The sequence below is a fragment of the Marinomonas fungiae genome, assembly GCF_001418205.1.
GTDB lineage: Bacteria > Pseudomonadota > Gammaproteobacteria > Pseudomonadales > Marinomonadaceae > Marinomonas > Marinomonas fungiae.
This window is the reverse complement of sequence record NZ_LIQF01000012.1, coordinates 78,437-97,590: the sequence shown is the minus strand read 5'-3', so window position 1 is coordinate 97,590 and position 19,154 is coordinate 78,437. Positions and strand designations below refer to the sequence as shown.

Below are 19,154 nucleotides of genomic sequence, written 5' to 3'. Positions count from 1 at the left end.
TCGAATGGCTTTCATCGTTACTGACAACTGTATCCGTTGTAAATACACAGACTGTGTAGAAGTCTGCCCTGTAGATTGCTTTTACGAAGGCCCAAACTTTCTAGCGATTAACCCAGACGAATGTATCGACTGTGCTCTTTGTGAACCAGAATGTCCTGCGGGTGCGATCTTCTCTGAAGACGAGCTACCAGAAGGCCAAGAAGTATTCGTTGAGCTAAACCAAGAACTGTCTCTAATTTGGCCAAACATCACTGAGCAAAAAGACGCTCTACCAGATGCAGCGCAGTGGGACGGTGTTGAAGACAAGCTTGAGTACCTAGAGCGCTAAGCTTAAGTACTTGAAAAAGAAGCAGCTCCGGCTGCTTTTTTTAGGCCTGATGGAAAGGTGTCACTTAAATTTCAGGCAAAGAAAAGGGCAGCTTTAGCTGCCCGTTTGTTGCTCTAGTCCATTAAAGCGCTCGTTCCTTGAGTGTGCGATTCCGTCGCTGTCGATCCGTAACTTGCCATCTTGGCCTGTAACTCAAATCCGTCGAGTTAGTTTGTCCTGTCAAAATCCGTCTTAGAGTGGTCCTCACTCTGTTCCAGTTATCCCACAAAGCATCTTGCTTTGCTGCACGTCTCTGTGCTGTCTCAATCCATGAGTTCCGTTTGGATAAGCTAAATGTACCCTATTTTGAGCCAGATGCAACTTATGAAAAAAACCAAAAAAACAAAAATTAACCAATAAAATCATACACTTAGATAATTTCATTGGATAATTTTCCGTTATCCTGCGCACATTACTGAAAAGTCCTACACCCCTGTCAGATATTCCCTACAAAAATAGCCAGTACAGCTTAGAATCTTTCTAGATGAGTAAACGACAAAAACAAAAAAGGGCAGCCTAAGCTGCCCGTCGTTGTGCTCTAAATCCTTTAAAGCGCTCATCCATTGAGTAATCGTTATCCTAACGACTCAGTCCTTGAGATTCACCAAATCCTAGTGCCAAGACTCTGTTCCCTAGAGTCCGCTTCCTAATTTTAAAATCCTTCTTAGAGCGTCCCTCGCTCATCCATTTTATATCCCACAAGGAATCCTACCTTGCTGCACTTCGTTGTGCGTCTCAGTCCTTGAGCTCCCTTTGGATAAATCAACTATACGGCATTTTAGACAGTTTGCAAAAAAGAGAACATCTGCTAAAAAACTGATTTTATCCTTAACAATCATTAAGTTACAAAAAATAAGAAGCGACTCTTCTGATTTTCTCGCAATATCTCAGACATCCCCTACAGTCCACGTAGGAATCCCCCTACACACAACCCTATTTTTAAAGCGTTGCGCGGAAGCTTTCTACCCAAGTTACGGCTTCGGCATAGGTTCGGGCGAGAGTTTTCATGTCTTCGTCAGACTTAATCGGGCGATTTTTTTCATACGCTTCAATCAAATCTAGGGTGTAACCCACTCGCCCTGTGCGCTCTAGGATGGCATTAGTAAATTCAAGCGGCAGCGGCAGCTCTGCTAAAATGTCGTCTAAGTCTATGCCAACACAAACATCGATCATGGAAAGCATGCCCGCAAGGAAGTAACGCTCTTCATTGGCATAATGCTGTGCTTTTGCAAACAGCTCTGCATGCTTGGCACGCAATAACACTTGCCCTTGCAGCACTTCACGATCAGCCGTTATGTCTGACATTAATAATAAGTTAGTGATCGATTTGAGTTGCTCTGTACCAATCAGCATGATGGCTAAACGCAGCGAATCAACCGATGCTACTAATCCCATCAAAGGCGAATTCAGATATTTTAACAATTTATGCACAAGGCCTATGTCCTGCCCAACAAACTCTTCTAATTCCGAAATCGACATATCGTCGGCGCGCATCAAAGAGGCCATCAAATGCATTAAGGTCATCTGATTCACAGTAGAGGCTTTCTTAGCAATCGCTTGTGGCTTTTCAAAAAAGTAGCCTTGGTAATAATCCACATCCAACAACTTAGCAAAGTGGTAATCGTCCCAAGTTTCGACCTTTTCTGCGATCAGCTTCACGTTATAAGGACGTAATGCTTCCACTTGCTGGTGAAATTTATCTTTGCCCAACGCTAGCATGTCCAACTTGACGTAATCGGCAATCTCAACAAATGGGGTCAAACGCGGTTCATAGACAAAGTCGTCTAAGGCAATTTTGAAGCCAGCATTGTGCCAACGACGTAACGATGCCAATAGAACCGCATCAAAACCCGCACTTTCCAACACTTCAATCACAGTGTGCTCTTTTGGTAGTGGCACGCCGCTAGGGTTAACTAAATAGCCTCGAGGAAAGTTCACAAAAGCCTTTCCTGTTCCCACAATGTTGTGCAACCCCAGATCTAGCAAACAAGTCGTAATCACTTGTGCCGTCGCACCCACTTGGTCATAAACATCGGCATTAACGGCGTCAGCGTCGCGGCGATACAACAGCTCATAACCCATCGTCGATAGCTTGTTATCAACGATAGGCTGTCGAGCGAGCGCAACATTGTGATACATCATATGTTCTCGTACCTTCTAATCATTAACTGCAGTGCTACCATGGGTGATGTAACCTTGCCAAGATATTACGCAGTATATTGCCAAATTTCGCTTTGGGCGAGGGCAATAAACTTGGTAACATGAAGCACATAAAGAAAGCAAAATAAATTGTGGGGATACAAATGCCAGAATACCGCTCCAAAACATCCACTGGCGGCCGCAACATGGCCGGTGCTCGTGCGCTATGGCGTGCAACAGGCATGAAGGATGAAGATTTTCATAAACCTATTATCGCTGTCGCGAACTCATTTACTCAGTTCGTACCAGGTCACGTGCATCTTAAAGACCTAGGTCAGCTTGTTTGCCGTGAAATTGAAGCGGCTGGCGGTGTGGCGAAAGAATTCAACACGATCGCAGTTGACGACGGTATCGCCATGGGTCACGACGGCATGCTGTACAGCCTGCCATCACGTGATTTGATTGCAGACTCAGTGGAGTACATGGTGAACGCTCACTGCGCTGACGCGCTGGTTTGTATCTCTAACTGTGACAAAATCACACCGGGGATGTTAATGGCCGCATTGCGTCTAAACATCCCAGTGATCTTCGTATCTGGTGGCCCAATGGAAGCGGGTAAAACTAAGCTTTCTGAGCATAAACTTGACCTAGTTGATGCCATGGTGATCGCGGCTGATGACAGTGTTTCTGACGAAGTTGTAGCGGAAATCGAACGTTCGGCATGTCCAACCTGTGGTTCTTGTTCTGGTATGTTCACAGCAAACTCGATGAACTGTCTAACCGAAGCGCTAGGTCTAAGTCTACCTGGCAACGGTACAGTCGTTGCGACCCACGCTGACCGTGAGCGTCTATTCCTTGAAGCTGGCCGCCGCATCGTTGAAATCACTAAGAACTACTACGAAAAAGACGAAGAGAAGTGGCTACCACGCTCTATCGCAACCTTCGAAGCGTTCGAAAACGCCATGACCCTAGACATTGCCATGGGCGGTTCAACCAACACTATCCTTCACTTGCTAGCGATGGCTCGTGAAGCGGGCGTGGACTTCACGATGAAAGACATTGACCGTCTATCTCGTAAAGTACCTCAGCTATGTAAAGTGGCGCCGAACACTCAAAAATACCATATCGAAGACGTTCACCGTGCCGGTGGTATCTTCGGTCTACTAGGTGAACTGAATCGTGCTGGCGCTCTGCACAACCAAGTTCACACAGTGCACTCTGATACTCTGCTTGATGGCTTAAAGAAATGGGACATCATGGAATCACCAACGCCTGAAGTCGTAGAATTCTACAAAGCAGGTCCTGGTGGCATTCCAACGCAAGTGGCCTTTAGCCAATCATGCCGTTGGCCAACACTTGACGGCGACCGCGTAAACGGTTGTATCCGTTCTCTAGAGAATGCTTTCTCACTTGAAGGTGGTCTAGCGGTTCTTTACGGTAACATCGCCCTAGACGGCTGTGTAGTGAAGAGTGCTGGTGTAGACGAATCGATCCTAGTATTTGAAGGTCGTGCCCACGTCACGGAATCTCAAGACGAAGCAGTGAGCAACATTTTGGCTGACAAAGTCGAAGCAGGCGATATTGTGATCGTTCGCTACGAAGGTCCTAAAGGCGGCCCAGGCATGCAAGAAATGCTGTACCCAACGTCTTACATCAAGTCTAAAGGCCTAGGTAAAGCTTGTGCCCTACTGACAGATGGCCGTTTCTCTGGTGGCACTTCTGGTCTATCAATTGGCCACGTTTCACCAGAAGCAGCGGCGGGTGGTGCGATTGGTTTGGTGGAAAATGGCGACCGTATCCTAATCGACATTCCGAACCGTACTATCAACGTATTGCTGTCTGATGAAGAACTAGCGCACCGTCGTGCAGCGATGGAAGCGAAAGGCGCGGACGCTTGGAAACCTGCCGAAGTTCGCCCACGTAAAGTATCTCCTGCATTGAAAGTGTATGCACACTTTGCTACCAGTGCAGACAAAGGTGCGGTACGCGATCTAGATCAACTAGACTAAGCTGACCGTTAAACCTCTGAAAGCCGCGCCTCCACAAGAGGAGCGGCTTTTTTTAATTATATTGGACCCTATGCCATGCTTAGTTATCGCCATATTTATCATGCTGGCAACCACGCCGACATTCTTAAGCACCTTGTTGCAAGTCAAATCTGCCGTCACTTAACAAAAAAAGAAGCGCCGTTCTTTTATCTGGATACCCATGCTGGTATTGGCTTGTATGAACTGGATTCTGATCAAGCTCAGCTAAACCAAGAATACGACACCGGTATTAGTCTCCTAATGGAGCGAAACGATTTACCCGAGCCACTTGAGGCCTTCGTTGAGATCGTCAAAGAACTAAACCCTGATGGCAAATTAAATGTTTACCCTGGTAGCCCAATGGTGGTAAACCATTACCTGCGCCAAAAAGATAAAATGCATTTGTGTGAGCTTCACCCAAATGACTATCCACTACTTGCTTCACTTTTCCCTAAAAAAAGAGTGGCAAATGTGGTAAAAGATGATGGTTTCTTGGCCGTCAAAGCGATGTTACCACCGCCACAAAAACGTGGCTTCGTACTGATGGATCCACCTTACGAAGTAAAAAATGACTATAAAACAGTAGTCAAGGCATTGGCAGAAGGCTACACACGTTTCTCCCAAGGTAGCTATGCTATTTGGTACCCAGTATTGAATCGCCGCCAAGCGGACGATTTGATTAATGCGGTCGCGGCAACCAAAATTAGAAATACTTTATTATTGGAATTGAATATTCGCGGAACAGAAACTAAGCGCGGTATGGCGGGTAGTGGCATGATCGTTGTTAACCCACCATGGACGCTGGAAAAAGAAGCGCAAGAATTTCTTCCATTTTTACGTGATGCGTTAGCGGAAGACCAAGACGCACACTTCCAACTGCGTTGGATTACACCTGAGTAATGCTCAATAGGCGAGCACACTGACTTGATAAGGAGTCTTTAAATGTCCATCCCGTTTACCACTGCATTTCATCATATGCCCACTCCTGCGTTTATCGCACAGATTCAAAGTGGTGACATCGTAGCGGCAAATGAACGTTTGGAGAGTCTTTACCTAAATGTCGGTGCCGCTCGCCAAGACACTTGGTGTTCTTTGGTGAATGATGATCAGTCGAATCTTGCTGATATCGTTGCCAAGCTTAAGCATGGAGAGGTGGAGCGAATCAGCGCTCGCTTGGAAGTGGGTGATCGCTTCCTAACGGCTGAAATTTCTCTGGTCGAACTCGATGACGAGCATGTACTTGGCTATATTTCTCACACCGAGCACTTGGACTTCAGCGTCGCTGAAAATACCCTCCTTAAGTTTGCTCTGACAGAATCCTCAGCCGGAATTTGGATGTGGGAAGTTGAGGAAGACACCATTTCTTGCTCACAATCCATTGCCTCCTTGTTAGGCTGCTCTTTAGAAGACACCCCGCATAGCAGTCAAGCATGGCGCAGTCGAGTACACAAGGATGACTTGCCCAAAATGCAACGCACCGTCGAAGAGCATGTGAAGCATAAACAACGCTACTATGAATCCGAATACCGTATTCGTCGTGGTAACGATGAATACATTTGGATTCGTGAACGCGGCCGCACCTACAGCCAAGGCCCGAATGCAGAAGTAGCAAAAGTCATCGGTTTTATTGAAGACATCAGCTCTCAAAAAGCCTTGGAAGAACATCTGCGTTCGCAAGCTACCTTTGACGAGCTAACCGGTTTGCTAAATCGTGGCGCGGCACTGACCCATTTCACCAAACAACTGGGCTTGGCTCGTCGCCAGTACACGCCTTTAACCATGGCTAAGATTGACTTAGATGCTCGCGGCCTACTTGCCGATATGCCACTAGAAAAGCGTAATACGGCCATTCATACAACAGCCCGTTTTATCTATAAGAAGATTCGTGAAGCGGATATCTTAGCCCGAGTAGCGCAAGACAAGCTGTTACTGCTGTTGCCAAATACTAGCCTAAGAGACGCCCAGAAGTTGATTAAGGGCTTTTTGAACCCAAGTGAAGAAGAGCAAAAAGTATTGGAATTCTCCGATGCTAGTCATCTCAACCTTTGTGTTGGCTTAGCGACCTTCCCAGAGGATGGTGAAACTATTGAAGAGCTTGCCCAAAGCGCCAACTCGGCGGTAGAAAAAGGCCGTACAGCAGGGATTGCAATCTCCATTGCGGAATAGCACTCTCGCTTGAAACGATCTTACTAGAAAGGAGCCAATGGCTCCTTTCTTATGCTTAGCAGATCATTCACCTTGCAGCGTTAACACCAAGCTGCGAGCACCGCCGTGATTACGGTGTTCGCACAGATAGATCCCCTGCCAAATGCCTAAGTTCAAATCCCCCCGAGTGATAGGGATGTTTAGACTAGAGCCCAAGATACTACTCTTTAAATGGGCTGGCATATCGTCGCTACCTTCATAGACATGACGATAGTAAGGCTCATTTTCTGGCACCGCGTGGTTAAAGTAGCTTTCAAAGTCCACTCGAACGGTGGGATCAGCATTTTCATTGATGGTCAACGAGGCCGAGGAGTGTTTAATAAACACATTCAGTATGCCGACTTCAAACTTTCTTAGCTCCGGCAGTTGTTGCAGAATTTCATCGGTGACCAGATGAAAGCCGCGCTTACGGGGCGATAACTTGATCTCTTTTTGCAACCACATCGGGATTAGCCTTTCTGATACACGCTAAAGCGGTAGTCGTAAGGGTTTGGTCCTTCGGCTGGGAACGCTTCTTCGGCAATCTTTTCATAGTTTTCCCAATTTACTTCTGGGAAGAACGCATCCCCTTCGATCTCTGCATCCACGTGGGTGATGTAGAGACGATCGGCACGCTCAAGCGCCAAAGAGTAGATTTGCGCACCACCGATGATCATCACTTCTTCTTGACCATCAATCAGGCAAATGTCTTCGCCCAACTTAATCGCCTCGTCCAAGGAACGCACCACATCCACGCCTTCTGGCTGGTAATCTGGGTTACGGCTGATGACGATATTACGACGGCCTGGCAACGGTTTACCAATCGACTCAAAGGTGTTACGGCCCATGACAATCGGCTTACCCATAGTCGCTTGCTTGAAGTATTTGAGGTCATTCGGCAGGTGCCAAGGTAATGAGTTGTTAATACCGATTACTCGGTTAGTCGACATCGCAACGATTAGGGATAGCATTTTCTCTCCGAACTCTGAAGGCAATTTGATATACTTTGCGCCAATATTATACCGACCATGGACTCAATTGCATGAAACAATATTTAGATCTTTGTCGTCGCATTATTGATGAAGGCGAATGGGTAGCGAATGAACGCACAGGCAAACGTTGCCTGACGGTGATTAACGCTGACCTCACCTATGATGTGGGTGCAGGCGAATTTCCCTTGGTCACAACCCGCAAAAGTTACTGGAAATCGGCCATTGCTGAAATGATGGGCTATTTGCGTGGCTATGATAACGCCGCCGATTTTCGTGCTCTAGGAACTAAAACGTGGGACGCAAACGCCAACGAAAACCAAGCTTGGCTGAACAACCCTTACCGCAAAGGCGAAGACGATATGGGTCTTTGCTACGGTGCCATAGGCCGCAATTTCCCTAAGCCGGACGGCGGCTCGGTTGATCAACTGCGTCAAATCGTCGATGACCTAACAAAAGGCCAAGACAACCGTGGTGAGATTTTTACCTTCTACCATCCAGGTGCGCTGCATATGGCGTGTCTGCGTCCTTGTATGTACAGCCACCACTTTTCTCTTTTAGGGGACACACTGTACCTCAACAGCACTCAGCGCAGTTGTGATGTTCCCCTAGGCCTGAATTTCAACATGGTGCAGGTGTACTTCCTGCTGGCCATTATGGCGCAAATCACCGGTAAAAAACCGGGCAAGGCTTACCATAAAATCGTCAATGCCCACATTTACGAAGACCAACTAGAATTGATGCGTGATGTACAGCTTAAACGTGAGCCATTCGCGGCACCAAGCTTTAGGATTAATCCAGCCATTACATCCTTAGAAGATCTGGAAACTTGGGTCACACTGGATGATTTTGAGCTAGAAGGTTACCAGTTCCACGAACCTATCGCTTACCCATTCTCAGTGTAGGCACTCGAATTGACGCGTAACAAAAATGCCGCCTGCTTTGCATAAAACAGGCGGCATTTTTTTATTCGGCGGATCGGCTTACTTTTCTGGATAGCGCTGCATTTTAAAACCTAGCACCAACAAACCAATGCCCAGCAACACCATAGGTGTTGATAAAATCTGGCCTTGAGTGAGCCAGCCAAAGGCAATGTAGCCAAGCTGTGGGTCTGGCTCGCGCACAAATTCCACTAGGATACGGAATATGCCGTAGAACAATAGAAACATGCCTGAGACGCAATATCTTGGTTTTGATTTCTGTGAGAAGAACCACAAGATAGTGAACAGCGCCACGCCTTCCAGTGCAAACTGGTACAACTGGGATGGGTGACGGGCAAGCTGCAAAGGATCACCCGGGAAAATCATTGCCCAGGATACATCCGTTGGACGCCCCCACAGCTCACCGCCGATAAAGTTGCCCAAACGGCCTAGGCCTAAGCCAATCGGCACAAACGGCGCGCCAAAGTCTAAGATATCAATGATGTGTTTTTGCGTTTTACGGGAAAACCACCACATGGCGGCAATCACACCCAGCAAGCCGCCATGGAAGGACATGCCCCCTTCCCAGATACGGAACAGCACCAAGGGATTATCAATAAACGAAGGGAATTGGTAAAACAGGATGTATCCGATACGGCCACCGAGGATGACGCCCACCGCGCCATAGAAAATCATGTCGCTGACTTGCTCGGAGGTCCATAAACCATGAGAACGCTTGGCGCGGTACACGCCTAAGTAATAAGCGGAAACAAAACCAATTAAGTACATTAGGCCATACCAATGAATGGCAATAGGGCCGAGCGATACCGCTATCGGATCGATATTTGGATAGGCAATCATAAAGGGTCTACAGTCTGTTGAATTATTGAAGCGCAGCCGTTTTAGACGGACGGATCAGACGTTCGACACCGGCTTCACGCACGAGTTTCATCATGGTCTGGCGTACCGCATCGGAGTGTACCAATGGCAACACTTGACGCAACATGTCTTGCGCTTGTTCCATGGTTAATTTACGCAGCACCGCTTTGACTTTCGGCAAGCTGGTAGAGCTCATAGACAAGGTGTTGTACCCCATCGCCATGATTAAAATGGCGCCCAGAGGATCACCTGCCAACTCACCACATACGCTCAATTTCACGCCTTCCCCCTTAGTGCGCTCAACGATATCAGCCAAAGCGCGTAGTACGGCAGGATGGAAAGTATGGTAAAGGTTCGCTACGCGGGAATTGTTACGATCGACCGCCAACAGGTACTGGGTCAAGTCGTTACTGCCCACGGACATAAAGTCCACCATGCCAGCCAACTCCTTGGCCTGGTACACGGCACTTGGTACTTCTATCATCACGCCCACTTGTGGCATCACCACATCGTAGCCTTCTTCTTTGACTTCTGCATAGGCACGGCGAATCAAGGCTAACGCCTCTTCCACTTCGGCCACGTTGGAAATCATCGGTAACATGATTTTAAGATTATGCAGCCCTGCACTGGCCTTAATCATGGCACGAATTTGTGCCATAAATATTTCAAGATGGTCGAGGGTAACACGAATACCACGCCACCCAAGGAAAGGGTTTTCTTCTTTAATTGGGAAATAAGGCAAAGCCTTGTCACCACCAACGTCCAGTGTACGTATAGTCACAGGGGCCGGAGCAAAGCCTTCCAATTGCTGACGGTAAATTTGCTCCTGCTCAGCTTCCGTTGGGAAGCGATCACGAATCATAAACGGCACTTCGGTACGGTACAAACCAACACCCTCTGCACCACGATCCAATGATCGATTGATATCCGCGAGCAATCCGGTATTGACGTATAGACCGATGCGCTGACCGTCCAGTGTTTCACAAGGCAAGTCTTTGAGCTGCTCATACTCGCTTTCCAGTTGGCGCTCTTCATCGACAATTTGCTGGTAGCTGTCGATGATCGCCTCGGAAGGATAAGTGAAGATCTGGCCTGAGTAGCCATCAACGATCATATCCACTTTGTCTAGCTTGCTGTAAGGCAAGTCGACAGCCCCCATCACCGTTGGGATGCCCATAGCGCGGGCTAAGATCGCAACGTGAGAGCTGCTTGAGCCCATCACAGACACAAGACCTTTGACTTTATCGAGTGGAAACTCTCCCAACATCGAAGCGGTCAACTCTTCACCGACAATGATCACCGGCTCCGTTAACTCTTCGGTCACACTCGGGGTTTTCTCTTGCAAATGGGACAGAATTCGACGACCTAAATCACGAATGTCAGTCGCTCGCTCACGTAAGTAAGGGTCTTCCATTTGCTCGAAAAAGGAGATGTGTAACTTAATCACTTGACGCAATGCGCCTGGCGCCCAGTTACCCTCTTCAATTTTCTTAATAATTTCGGCTGCTAAAGAGTTGTCATCTAGGATTTTCAGGTAGACATCAAACAAAGCTTTTTCATCATCACTGATGTGCTGACTTAAGCGGCTGCTGACTTTCTTAATATCCCCACGGACGGCTTCTAAAGCTTGGTAAAAATCTTCGACTTCAGCTTCAACACTTTGCGGTACACGATCAGGAATCACATCCAAGTCGGCAGGCGGAAAAATGACCGCAGCTTTACCAATGGCCACACCGGAACTACCCGCCACCCCTTTATAACGAAAGTCGGAGCCTGCGGGGGTATTCGAGGTGAGCGACATCATGGCGCCAGTCGCTTCGGCGTGAGCAATGACGCCGGCAAGCTGAGCCGATAAAGTAATGAGAAAAGCTTCCTCACCTTCATCAAAGCGACGACGTTCTTCATGCTGAACAACCAGAACACCGAGCACTTGACGATGGTGAATAATCGGCACCCCCAAGAACGACTTGTAACGTTCTTCCCCAGTACCACTTAGATAGTGGAACGCAGGGTGAACATGCGCGTCTTCAAGGTTCACGGGCTCTGCTCGTCGCCCAACCAAACTGACCAAACCCTCATCGGATTTCAAACTCAGTTTGCCGGCCGCGTCTGCATTTAAGCCTCGAGTTGCCATTAAGATATAATCTTGCGTGTTCGGATCGACTAAGTAAATTGAGCACACTTCAGAGCGCATCGCACGACGCACTCGACGCACGATGATTTCGAGCGCAGCCTGTAGCGACTGCGCAGCAGTAACCTCTTGGGTGATTCGTCTCAATAAACTTAACATATATCCTCAACTGTCTAAGTAGGGTAGGAAGAAGCTTACAACGGCTTATTCCTACGCTTTAGCCATCTGTGTGCATTAGGCACTAATTCCTTCAACGCACGACGATAGACATCCTTCTTGAACGCAACCACTTGGCCTAGCGGATACCAATAACTTACCCAGCGCCATCCATCAAACTCAGGACAATCTGTTCCGTCAACACAAACGCACGCATCCGCGCAGCGAATGGAAAGCAAAAACCATTTCTGTTTCTGTCCGATGCACAAGGGTTTACTGTTATGACGAAGCATTCGCTTAGGAAGACGATAACGCAACCAGCCTCGAGTTCTACCGACAATCTCAACTTGGTGAGGTTCTAAACCCACTTCCTCTTTGAGCTCACGATACAAAGCTTGTTCTGGCGTTTCATCCGCTTTAATGCCACCTTGGGGGAATTGCCACGCGTTTTGACCTACGCGTCTCGCCCAAAGAAGCTGGCCTCGCTCGTTCATCAAGATGATGCCAACATTCGGTCTGTATCCGTCTGCATCAATCACGAGCTTTCACCTTATAACTAAAATCTAATGCTCAGCATTGTTCCATAATTCCGTGTTCCACACAATTAATCGGGCTGTAATTTGTCAATGCCATCGCTATACTGTACCGCACAATTTAATCGATAGGTGATGCTGTGACACTGGCAATATTTGACTTAGACGGTACGCTGCTTAGCGGCGACAGCGACTACAACTGGGGACAATTTCTAGTTGAGAAAGGATTGGTAGATGTAGAGCTCTACAAAGAAGCAAACGACCGCTTTTTTGAGCAATACCAAGCCGGTACGTTAGACATTTTTGAATACCTTGCGTTTAGCCTAAAACCACTGACTCGTTTTAGTAAAGCAGAGCGTGACGCCCTGCATGCAGAATTCATGGATCTTAAAGTACGTCCCATGATGCAGGAAGAAGCCACCAAGCTACTCAAATTCCACAAAGATCAAGGTCACTTTTTACTTTTGATCACGGCAACCAACCAGTTTGTGACGGGCCCCATTGCTGACGAGTTAGGTATGGATCATATCATTGCGCCAGTGCCTGAAGTCATTGACGATGTCTACACAGGCAACATCGTTGGGATTCCTAGCTTCCAAGCTGGCAAAGTGACGCGCCTTAACGAATGGCTAAAAGAAACCGGCCACTCAATGGAAGGCAGTTACTTTTACAGCGACTCACGCAACGATCTCCCCCTGCTTGAACTAGTGGATCATCCAATCGCTGTGGACGCAGACCCAACCCTTACGGATATTGCCAAAGAACGCGGCTGGCCGCATATTTCCCTACGCGGTAACTCTTGGTAATCACCACCCCCTAAAGCGAGTCCAAGTGACTCGCTTTTTTCATTCTAAACACCTCACTAGACTGGCGCTATGGCGTCGTGACTGGAGGGCAAAGCGTACCAATATGCTCGGATAAAGTCGTGGCATCCCCCGCAAACATTACCGACTCAATAACCTGATGCTTAACACCGATGACCGTCACTTTACCATCACGTACTGGCAGCGATTCGGACACATCCCCTTCCCGGTCAAGCCAAATCGAGTAAGGGTAATGACGCAACTTCGGAATTGCGATCAGATTGGAAATCAAACTCGGCATGCTACTGATGTCGGCTAAATAGACAAGTTTGCCTGCTTCCATACAACTTACATCAATGCTCTTAAGACTTTCTCTGGCCACATTTTTGGCATCCATACCATCAACAACTAATAGCGTTTGCATACTGTTTTGGTGCTCAAAACGATTACCGCGTTGGTCTTCTATGCCATCTAAAATCACACTTTCTCCCATCATCAGTGTCGGTGTGGCAGGTTTCGAAGCACAGCCAACCATTGGCAATATGGCGACTAACGCAAAAGCACTTAAGATTTTTTTCATTATTGGCTCCAATTCAACTCGGTGAAAATAATTGCTACACATATTTAATTAATGGTTGCTAGTACTCAGGCAGTTTAGCAGACGAACGTGCCTTGCATGCCAATGACTCACTTACAAGCCGCATCCTCCTTTTCTCTATTACGGTCAAAGGCAAATAAATTTCCTTCTCTAAACCTAGGTTAATTACGCCCTTCTAAGCACGCATTACAGTAACGCTAATATCACACACCAGAGGAAATATAATGAGCACTCTTCCAGCCTTACAGTGGCGCTACTCCCTGAAAAACTTTAGCAACCGTAAAGTTCCTCAATCCCAAGTAAATGATCTAATCGAAGCGGCCCGTTTATCGGCTTCGTCTTACGGTTTACAGCCCTATCAAGTTTGGATCATTGAAGAGCCAACCCTCTTGGCACAACTGGCCGAGCACGCTTATGGACAAAGCCAAGTAAAGCACTGCTCACATCTGTTGGTGTTCGCCAATGAGACCCAAATCAATGATCAGATCGTGGATCGTTATTTTCAACGCTATTACCAGCAAACGTCTGCTGCCATTGGCAGCGCTGAAGGTTACGCCGATCATATTAAGTCAGCCTTAGCAGTAAAAGATGAACAAGAAGGTCAGTCTTGGGCGCAACAACAAACCTATATCGCTTTGGGAGCGTTATTAAGCGAAGCAGCAATGCAAAGAATTGACACCTGTCCGATGACGGGGTTTGAGCCGGAAGCGTTCAATCGAATTTTAGGATTGGACGACAAGCAGCTAAACGCCTGTGTGATTTGCGCCATCGGTTACCGAGATCAGACGGCTGAGCCGCCCGTGAAAGTGCGCATTCCAACAGAAGAGTTCGCTCACTTTTTGGCTTAGGAGATTTTCGCTGATGAATTTCACAGACTACTTAAACGCATTAGATTTAATGCCGCCACAACAGCCAAGCTTAGACTTTCTGTGCACCTTAACCGAACGTCATATTGGACGTTTTACCTTTAATAATTTGGCGGTATTACTACAAGAAGACATCTCCTTAGAGTGTCAGGCAGTCCTCAATAAGGTGGTGCATCGCGGTGTGGGGGGCTACTGCTTTGAACACAATAAGCTAGCTTACGAAGCCCTTTCTTATTGGGGGTACAAAGTACGCATAGTCCTCGCCAGAGTCATTAATAATAACGAGCGGGCGGTACCGCGGACGCATCGAATCACCCTTGTTGAAATAGAAGGTAAACGCTATCTGGTTGACGTTGGTTTTGGCGCAAATTGCCCTATTGCTCCGATAGCATTAGATAGCCAAGCCATACAATCGGCAGGTTTTGAGCACTATCAAATTCAGCAGAATACTCTTGGAGAGTTCGAGCTGTGGCAGCAACAAGAGGCTGGGCCATTCTTACTGTACCGTTTCGATTTAACACACTATACGGATGCAGACTGCGATATGGGACATTTTTACTCACACAAGAATCCTACCGCTGTGTTTGTAAATAATTTAGTCGTCAGCCAAAAAAACGCTACCGCCACCTTTGTCATCACCAATCAGCATTTACAACATCGAACCAATGCAGGCACTAAAAGTTCTCTGCTTGAGTCGCCACAGGCTCTGTATAAGGCATTGCGCCAGATTTTTAACTTAACCATCGAGCAAGAGGTCTGCGAATTCCTGTTTGCGCACCATATTGCGCCAAGGCTTACGAACACGATTGAGAGGCACAGCTGATGCAATCCATTTTTGCCGCCTTAATATGGGCTTGGTTGATGGCCTCGTCATTTGTAGTCTCCGCCCACGTCACCCCCTACGCATCACCGCTGGCGACTACGGGACTACGCTTTTTAATGGCTTTATTGCTGATGACGCCGATCTATTACTGTCTGCCAAAACAGCCACAGGATTCGCTCAGTCGCGTGTTTCAATCCACATCACTGACGTTCAAGTACCTTGTGATCAGCGGCACGCTCGTGGGGTTCTTCATTGGCTTATTCAGCGCCCTTAAAACCACTTCATCGTTAAATACTTCGGTCATCTATACCTTTGTGCCTCTGTTCGGGGCAGCTCTGATGTTGTTCTTTGGGCAACGCACTTCCTACCAACATTGGCTGGGCTATATGATGGGATCAGCTGGTGCGATCAGTGTCTTAGTTTTTACCCGAGAAGGAGCGCTGACCTGGCATAGCGGTGATGGAATCTATTTTATCGCTTGTGGTTTACTGGCTTTCCACGTGATCAGCGTACAGCGTTGGGGCAGGCAAGTCACAGCCTTCTTCGGGGCCTATCGCATCATGCTATTTGGTAGTATTTGGCTGCTTCCCATCACTCTGATATGGGGAGACCTTGGCAGCGTAGCGTGGCAAAACGCTCAGTTCTGGCGCTTTCTGTTCTATTTAACGGTGTTTACCACCCTCTTAACCTTTGTCTTACAGCAGCGCGTTATTCGTTGCGGTGGTGCATCGCGCCTATTAGCTTTCAGCTATACCATACCCATTTGGGTAGCTGTTTATCAGGCCACTCAAAATCAAGTAATGATGCTGTACTCTTACGGCTTTATCATAGGTTCATGTATGGTCTTAGTGGCCTTGATCTTAATTGACTGCCAACCAAGACAGCAACTGGAATAGCACGATGGACAAGCAATACTTAACACAGCAACTGATGCAATTCTTCGATCAATATCAGGCCAATATTAATTGGGATTTGTATCAGACGGACATTCAAGTGCATATGTTGAATAAAGGCGACTGCTTACTTAGACAAGGTGAGCGCTCTGCCAATATGTTCTTTCTCTGCAGTGGTTTAGTACGTTATTACAGTGTTTCAGAAAGTGGGAAGGAATACACACAGACCATTGCTAAAAGCCCTAGATTGGTAGGTTCAACGCGGGCTTTGACACTTTCCCAACCTGCGTTATTCAGTATTGAAGCGCTTCATGCTAGCACTGCTATCTCTTTTCCTTGGCAACCATTTTATCAACAGATGAGCCAAGACTTAGCCTTTACACAAGCCTATGCAATGTTTCTGGAAAGCATTTTTATTCACAAGGAACAAAAAGAGCACGCCATGGTTAAGCACTCAGCCACGCAGCGCTATTTGGACTTTTGTCGTGACTTTCCTGAGCTCAAAGACACGCTGCCACAGCAACAAATTGCCTCTTACATTGGCATTACACCGATCGCTTTAAGCCGTATTCGAACACAATTGAAAACCGATCAGCGCTAACAAAAAACGCAGCCGAAGCTGCGTTTTTAAGATCTTACAAAGTCTTATAGACCCATATTGTTGTGCACTCGGTAGAACAGTGCTTTTAGGTACTCCGTTTCCGGAATCGCTGGATGCACTGGGTGATCTGGCGCTTGTGTACCGCGATATATCAGCTGTGAGAAACGCTCTAGCTGACGACTGTTACTGCGCACGATATCATGCAAACGGCCGGTTTCTAGGTGCATCGAACAAGAACCGGATACCAAGATACCGCCCTTCGCCACTAGGCGCATGGCTAGTTGGTTGGCACGGTGGTAAGCACCTTCGCCCGCTTTAATGTCTTTACGGCGAGCAATGAACGCTGGTGGGTCCATCACCACCACATCAAAACGTTGTTTCTCTTCGATCAGAGCGTTCATTGCTTCAAACGCATCGCCCTGCATCAAGTTAGATTCACCCTCGTATTGGTTCAAAGCAAGGTTCGCTTCCACATGATCCAACGCCGCTTCTGAGGCATCGATAAAGGTCACGTCCGTCGCACCCGCTGCAGCGGCTTGTACGCCCCAACCACCGACATACGAGAATACGTCCAGCACACGCTTACCAGAACAGAACGTCTGCATGGTTTTGCGGTTTTCACGATGATCATAGAACCAACCAGTTTTTTGACCATCCCAAACTGGCGCTTGGAACAACACATCGTTTTCTTTTAGGTATACCACTTCAGGCACGTGACCAAAGACTTCTTCCACATAGGTGTCCAAGCCTTCCACGTTACGCATTTTGCCGTCGTTTTTCATCAAGATCGCACTTGGCTTGACCACTTCTTGCAGCGCTTCGATAACTTCGTCTTTCAGACGCTCAATACCAGCGGTTGAAATCTGTACGACAAGAATGTCACCAAAACGATCCACGACTAAGCCAGATAGACCATCAGAGTCACCAAACACCAAACGGTAGTAAGGTTCTGGATAACTCATCTCACGTAATGACAAGGCGATCTTTAGACGATGCACTATGGTCGATTTGTTCAACACGGTATCCGTGCTACGACTGACCAGGCGACCACAAATCAGAGTATTAGGGTTGATCATGGCAACACCGATTGGTTTGCCGTGTGCCGTTTCCACGATCACTTGATCCCCAGCATTAAACTGCTTCAAAGGTGTCGCATCGGTATTCACTTCATTGCTATAAATCCACTGATGGCCAGCACGAAGTCTTCTGTCTGCTTGCCCTTTTAACCTAATTACACTCAAAGTTCTCACCAAGGTTACATAAAAAAACGCTATTATAAGTGTTCGGTTATGGATTTCTACGTTAATGGCGGAATTCACATTATTTCACCGCCAATATTTACAGGGGTTACCATGTCTACTGGCCTAAATGACGAGCAATTAAAGCGGGTTCTGCAAGGAATTACGATTCCACCTCAACCTCAGGTTATGGTTGATTTGCATATGGAGCAGGCGATGCCAGAACCGGACATGTCTCGCATCGCGCAAATCATCTCTCAGGACGTTGGCCTGTCAGCTGCCGTATTAAAATTCGTGAACTCGGCTTACTATGGTTTGCCACGCAAAATCTCTTCTATTCAACAAGCCGTCATGATGCTCGGCATCCGCTCCATCGCTAACATTGTTAATGGCTTAGCGGTCAAAAGTGAACTGTCCGATGGCGCCATTGAAGAGCTGCACAATTTTTGGGACAACGCCATGGACGTGGCCTCGATCTGCTCCAGTATTGCCAACCAGCTAGGTTTTAAATATCAAGACGAGTGTTATGCCTTGGGCTTGTTCCATAACGCTGGCATTCCACTGATGATGAGCCGCTTTGATGGTTATAAAGAGGTGCTAGAGCAAGGTTATCAAAGTTTTGATTTTGAACTGACCGACATGGAAAATAAGCGGTTTCGTACGAACCACTCCGTTGTTGGCTACTACTTAGCCAAGTCATGGGCATTACCGAAAGCTTGTTGCTACGTGATTGCCCATCATCATCGAGCCCTGAAACTGTATGAAGAACGTATTGCTGGCGACAGTAAATATCTGACCTTTATGTCAATTTTAAAAATGGCAGAGCACATCAGTACCACTTATAAACAGTTGGGCCGAGCGACGGAAGATTATGAATGGATGCAAATTGGTCATTATGCCCTAGAGCACTTGGAACTGACCGAATATGATTTTGAAGGCATTATTGACACCTGCCGAGAGCAAGGGATTGGCAACCTGTAATCATCGTCCATAAAAAAGAGCGCCGC

The 19,154-nt window shown here is 47.2% G+C and carries 19 protein-coding genes; 11 read left to right on the top strand and 8 right to left on the bottom strand.

The genetic code is table 11. The annotated features are described in order from the left end of the window. The first annotated feature begins 4 nt into the window (after window positions 1-4). Window positions 5-328, top strand: a complete 324-nt coding sequence (gene fdxA / locus ASC49_RS15680) for a ferredoxin FdxA (protein WP_055464194.1) — start codon at window positions 5-7, stop codon at window positions 326-328. 978 nt (window positions 329-1,306) lie between these two features. Here the strand turns inward: fdxA and ASC49_RS15675 are convergent. Continuing rightward, window positions 1,307-2,509: an EAL and HDOD domain-containing protein gene (locus ASC49_RS15675; protein WP_055464193.1), complete on the bottom strand. Its 1,203-nt coding sequence runs from the start codon at window positions 2,507-2,509 to the stop codon at window positions 1,307-1,309. Window positions 2,510-2,670: 161 nt separating this feature from the next. Between ASC49_RS15675 and ilvD the strand changes: the two genes are divergently transcribed. The 3 genes from ilvD to ASC49_RS15660 all read left to right on the top strand — a co-directional run bounded on the left by ilvD (window position 2,671) and on the right by ASC49_RS15660 (window position 6,699). After that, window positions 2,671-4,515, top strand: a complete 1,845-nt coding sequence (gene ilvD, locus ASC49_RS15670) for a dihydroxy-acid dehydratase (protein WP_055464192.1) — start codon at window positions 2,671-2,673, stop codon at window positions 4,513-4,515. A 75-nt stretch (window positions 4,516-4,590) separates the two neighbouring features. After that, window positions 4,591-5,433: a 23S rRNA (adenine(2030)-N(6))-methyltransferase RlmJ gene (locus tag ASC49_RS15665; RefSeq protein ID WP_055464191.1), complete on the top strand. Its 843-nt coding sequence runs from the start codon at window positions 4,591-4,593 to the stop codon at window positions 5,431-5,433. A 42-nt stretch (window positions 5,434-5,475) separates the two neighbouring features. Next, the gene (locus ASC49_RS15660) at window positions 5,476-6,699 is read left to right on the top strand and encodes a PAS domain-containing protein (RefSeq protein WP_055464190.1); all 1,224 of its coding nucleotides are present in this window, start codon (window positions 5,476-5,478) and stop codon (window positions 6,697-6,699) included. 63 nt (window positions 6,700-6,762) lie between these two features. On the opposite strand, the gene ASC49_RS15655 is transcribed toward ASC49_RS15660, so the two are convergent. Both ASC49_RS15655 and folA read right to left on the bottom strand, forming a co-directional pair. Next, window positions 6,763-7,182 carry a secondary thiamine-phosphate synthase enzyme YjbQ gene (locus ASC49_RS15655; RefSeq protein ID WP_055464189.1) on the bottom strand — a complete coding sequence of 140 codons (420 nt, stop codon included), beginning with the start codon at window positions 7,180-7,182 and terminating at the stop codon, window positions 6,763-6,765. Window positions 7,183-7,187: 5 nt separating this feature from the next. Beyond that, window positions 7,188-7,688: a type 3 dihydrofolate reductase gene (folA, locus tag ASC49_RS15650; RefSeq protein ID WP_055464188.1), complete on the bottom strand. Its 501-nt coding sequence runs from the start codon at window positions 7,686-7,688 to the stop codon at window positions 7,188-7,190. A gap of 71 nt (window positions 7,689-7,759) precedes the next feature. Between folA and ASC49_RS15645 the strand changes: the two genes are divergently transcribed. Beyond that, window positions 7,760-8,611 carry a thymidylate synthase gene (locus ASC49_RS15645; protein ID WP_055464187.1) on the top strand — a complete coding sequence of 284 codons (852 nt, stop codon included), beginning with the start codon at window positions 7,760-7,762 and terminating at the stop codon, window positions 8,609-8,611. A gap of 78 nt (window positions 8,612-8,689) precedes the next feature. Here the strand turns inward: ASC49_RS15645 and lgt are convergent, their stop codons facing one another. The 3 genes from lgt to ASC49_RS15630 are packed head-to-tail and all read right to left on the bottom strand — an operon-like array spanning window position 8,690 to window position 12,331. After that, entirely contained in the window at window positions 8,690-9,487 is a 798-nt protein-coding gene (lgt, locus tag ASC49_RS15640; protein WP_055464186.1) for a prolipoprotein diacylglyceryl transferase, read from the bottom strand. A gap of 22 nt (window positions 9,488-9,509) precedes the next feature. Then, window positions 9,510-11,795 carry a phosphoenolpyruvate--protein phosphotransferase gene (gene ptsP / locus ASC49_RS15635; RefSeq protein WP_055464185.1) on the bottom strand — a complete coding sequence of 762 codons (2,286 nt, stop codon included), beginning with the start codon at window positions 11,793-11,795 and terminating at the stop codon, window positions 9,510-9,512. A 35-nt stretch (window positions 11,796-11,830) separates the two neighbouring features. Beyond that, window positions 11,831-12,331, bottom strand: coding sequence for an RNA pyrophosphohydrolase (locus ASC49_RS15630; protein WP_055464184.1), 501 nt, complete (start codon window positions 12,329-12,331; stop codon window positions 11,831-11,833). A 134-nt stretch (window positions 12,332-12,465) separates the two neighbouring features. On the opposite strand from ASC49_RS15630, the gene ASC49_RS15625 reads away from it, so the two are divergent. After that, window positions 12,466-13,131: a histidinol-phosphatase gene (locus ASC49_RS15625; protein ID WP_055464183.1), complete on the top strand. Its 666-nt coding sequence runs from the start codon at window positions 12,466-12,468 to the stop codon at window positions 13,129-13,131. A gap of 67 nt (window positions 13,132-13,198) precedes the next feature. On the opposite strand, the gene ASC49_RS15620 is transcribed toward ASC49_RS15625, so the two are convergent. Continuing rightward, on the bottom strand, window positions 13,199-13,708 hold the full coding sequence (locus ASC49_RS15620) for a LolA-like protein (protein WP_055464182.1): 510 nt from the start codon (window positions 13,706-13,708) through the stop codon (window positions 13,199-13,201). 242 nt (window positions 13,709-13,950) lie between these two features. On the opposite strand from ASC49_RS15620, the gene ASC49_RS15615 reads away from it, so the two are divergent. Genes ASC49_RS15615 through ASC49_RS15600 form a run of 4 tightly spaced genes read left to right on the top strand, consistent with a single transcriptional unit; the run spans window position 13,951 to window position 16,909 of the window. Beyond that, window positions 13,951-14,574: an NAD(P)H-dependent oxidoreductase gene (locus ASC49_RS15615; RefSeq protein ID WP_055464181.1), complete on the top strand. Its 624-nt coding sequence runs from the start codon at window positions 13,951-13,953 to the stop codon at window positions 14,572-14,574. 13 nt (window positions 14,575-14,587) lie between these two features. After that, window positions 14,588-15,415, top strand: coding sequence for an arylamine N-acetyltransferase family protein (locus ASC49_RS15610; protein WP_055464180.1), 828 nt, complete (start codon window positions 14,588-14,590; stop codon window positions 15,413-15,415). After that, a complete protein-coding gene (locus tag ASC49_RS15605) occupies window positions 15,415-16,311 on the top strand; it encodes a DMT family transporter (RefSeq protein WP_055464179.1) in 897 nt (298 codons plus the stop codon). The genes ASC49_RS15610 and ASC49_RS15605 overlap by 1 nt, the downstream gene beginning before the upstream one ends. Window positions 16,312-16,315: 4 nt before the next feature. Continuing rightward, window positions 16,316-16,909, top strand: coding sequence for a Crp/Fnr family transcriptional regulator (locus ASC49_RS15600; RefSeq protein ID WP_055464178.1), 594 nt, complete (start codon window positions 16,316-16,318; stop codon window positions 16,907-16,909). 44 nt (window positions 16,910-16,953) lie between these two features. Here the strand turns inward: ASC49_RS15600 and ASC49_RS15595 are convergent, their stop codons facing one another. Continuing rightward, on the bottom strand, window positions 16,954-18,150 hold the full coding sequence (locus tag ASC49_RS15595; RefSeq protein ID WP_055464177.1) for a class I SAM-dependent rRNA methyltransferase: 1,197 nt from the start codon (window positions 18,148-18,150) through the stop codon (window positions 16,954-16,956). Window positions 18,151-18,261: 111 nt separating this feature from the next. Here ASC49_RS15595 and ASC49_RS15590 point away from each other — a divergent pair, with 111 nt between their 5' ends. Beyond that, window positions 18,262-19,128, top strand: a complete 867-nt coding sequence (locus tag ASC49_RS15590) for an HDOD domain-containing protein (RefSeq protein WP_055464176.1) — start codon at window positions 18,262-18,264, stop codon at window positions 19,126-19,128. The last annotated feature ends 26 nt before the right edge of the window (window positions 19,129-19,154 follow it).

What these genes read in the sequence shown, in the direction of transcription:
- fdxA (WP_055464194.1), top strand. Translation starts at nt 5, where the DNA reads ATGGCTTTCATCGTTACTGACAACTGTATCCGTTGTAAATACACAGAC.
- ASC49_RS15675 (WP_055464193.1), bottom strand. Translation starts at nt 2,509, where the DNA reads ATGATGTATCACAATGTTGCGCTCGCTCGACAGCCTATCGTTGATAAC.
- ilvD (WP_055464192.1), top strand. Translation starts at nt 2,671, where the DNA reads ATGCCAGAATACCGCTCCAAAACATCCACTGGCGGCCGCAACATGGCC.
- ASC49_RS15665 (WP_055464191.1), top strand. Translation starts at nt 4,591, where the DNA reads ATGCTTAGTTATCGCCATATTTATCATGCTGGCAACCACGCCGACATT.
- ASC49_RS15660 (WP_055464190.1), top strand. Translation starts at nt 5,476, where the DNA reads ATGTCCATCCCGTTTACCACTGCATTTCATCATATGCCCACTCCTGCG.
- ASC49_RS15655 (WP_055464189.1), bottom strand. Translation starts at nt 7,182, where the DNA reads ATGTGGTTGCAAAAAGAGATCAAGTTATCGCCCCGTAAGCGCGGCTTT.
- folA (WP_055464188.1), bottom strand. Translation starts at nt 7,688, where the DNA reads ATGCTATCCCTAATCGTTGCGATGTCGACTAACCGAGTAATCGGTATT.
- ASC49_RS15645 (WP_055464187.1), top strand. Translation starts at nt 7,760, where the DNA reads ATGAAACAATATTTAGATCTTTGTCGTCGCATTATTGATGAAGGCGAA.
- lgt (WP_055464186.1), bottom strand. Translation starts at nt 9,487, where the DNA reads ATGATTGCCTATCCAAATATCGATCCGATAGCGGTATCGCTCGGCCCT.
- ptsP (WP_055464185.1), bottom strand. Translation starts at nt 11,795, where the DNA reads ATGTTAAGTTTATTGAGACGAATCACCCAAGAGGTTACTGCTGCGCAG.
- ASC49_RS15620 (WP_055464182.1), bottom strand. Translation starts at nt 13,708, where the DNA reads ATGAAAAAAATCTTAAGTGCTTTTGCGTTAGTCGCCATATTGCCAATG.
- ASC49_RS15615 (WP_055464181.1), top strand. Translation starts at nt 13,951, where the DNA reads ATGAGCACTCTTCCAGCCTTACAGTGGCGCTACTCCCTGAAAAACTTT.
- ASC49_RS15610 (WP_055464180.1), top strand. Translation starts at nt 14,588, where the DNA reads ATGAATTTCACAGACTACTTAAACGCATTAGATTTAATGCCGCCACAA.
- ASC49_RS15605 (WP_055464179.1), top strand. Translation starts at nt 15,415, where the DNA reads ATGCAATCCATTTTTGCCGCCTTAATATGGGCTTGGTTGATGGCCTCG.
- ASC49_RS15600 (WP_055464178.1), top strand. Translation starts at nt 16,316, where the DNA reads ATGGACAAGCAATACTTAACACAGCAACTGATGCAATTCTTCGATCAA.
- ASC49_RS15590 (WP_055464176.1), top strand. Translation starts at nt 18,262, where the DNA reads ATGTCTACTGGCCTAAATGACGAGCAATTAAAGCGGGTTCTGCAAGGA.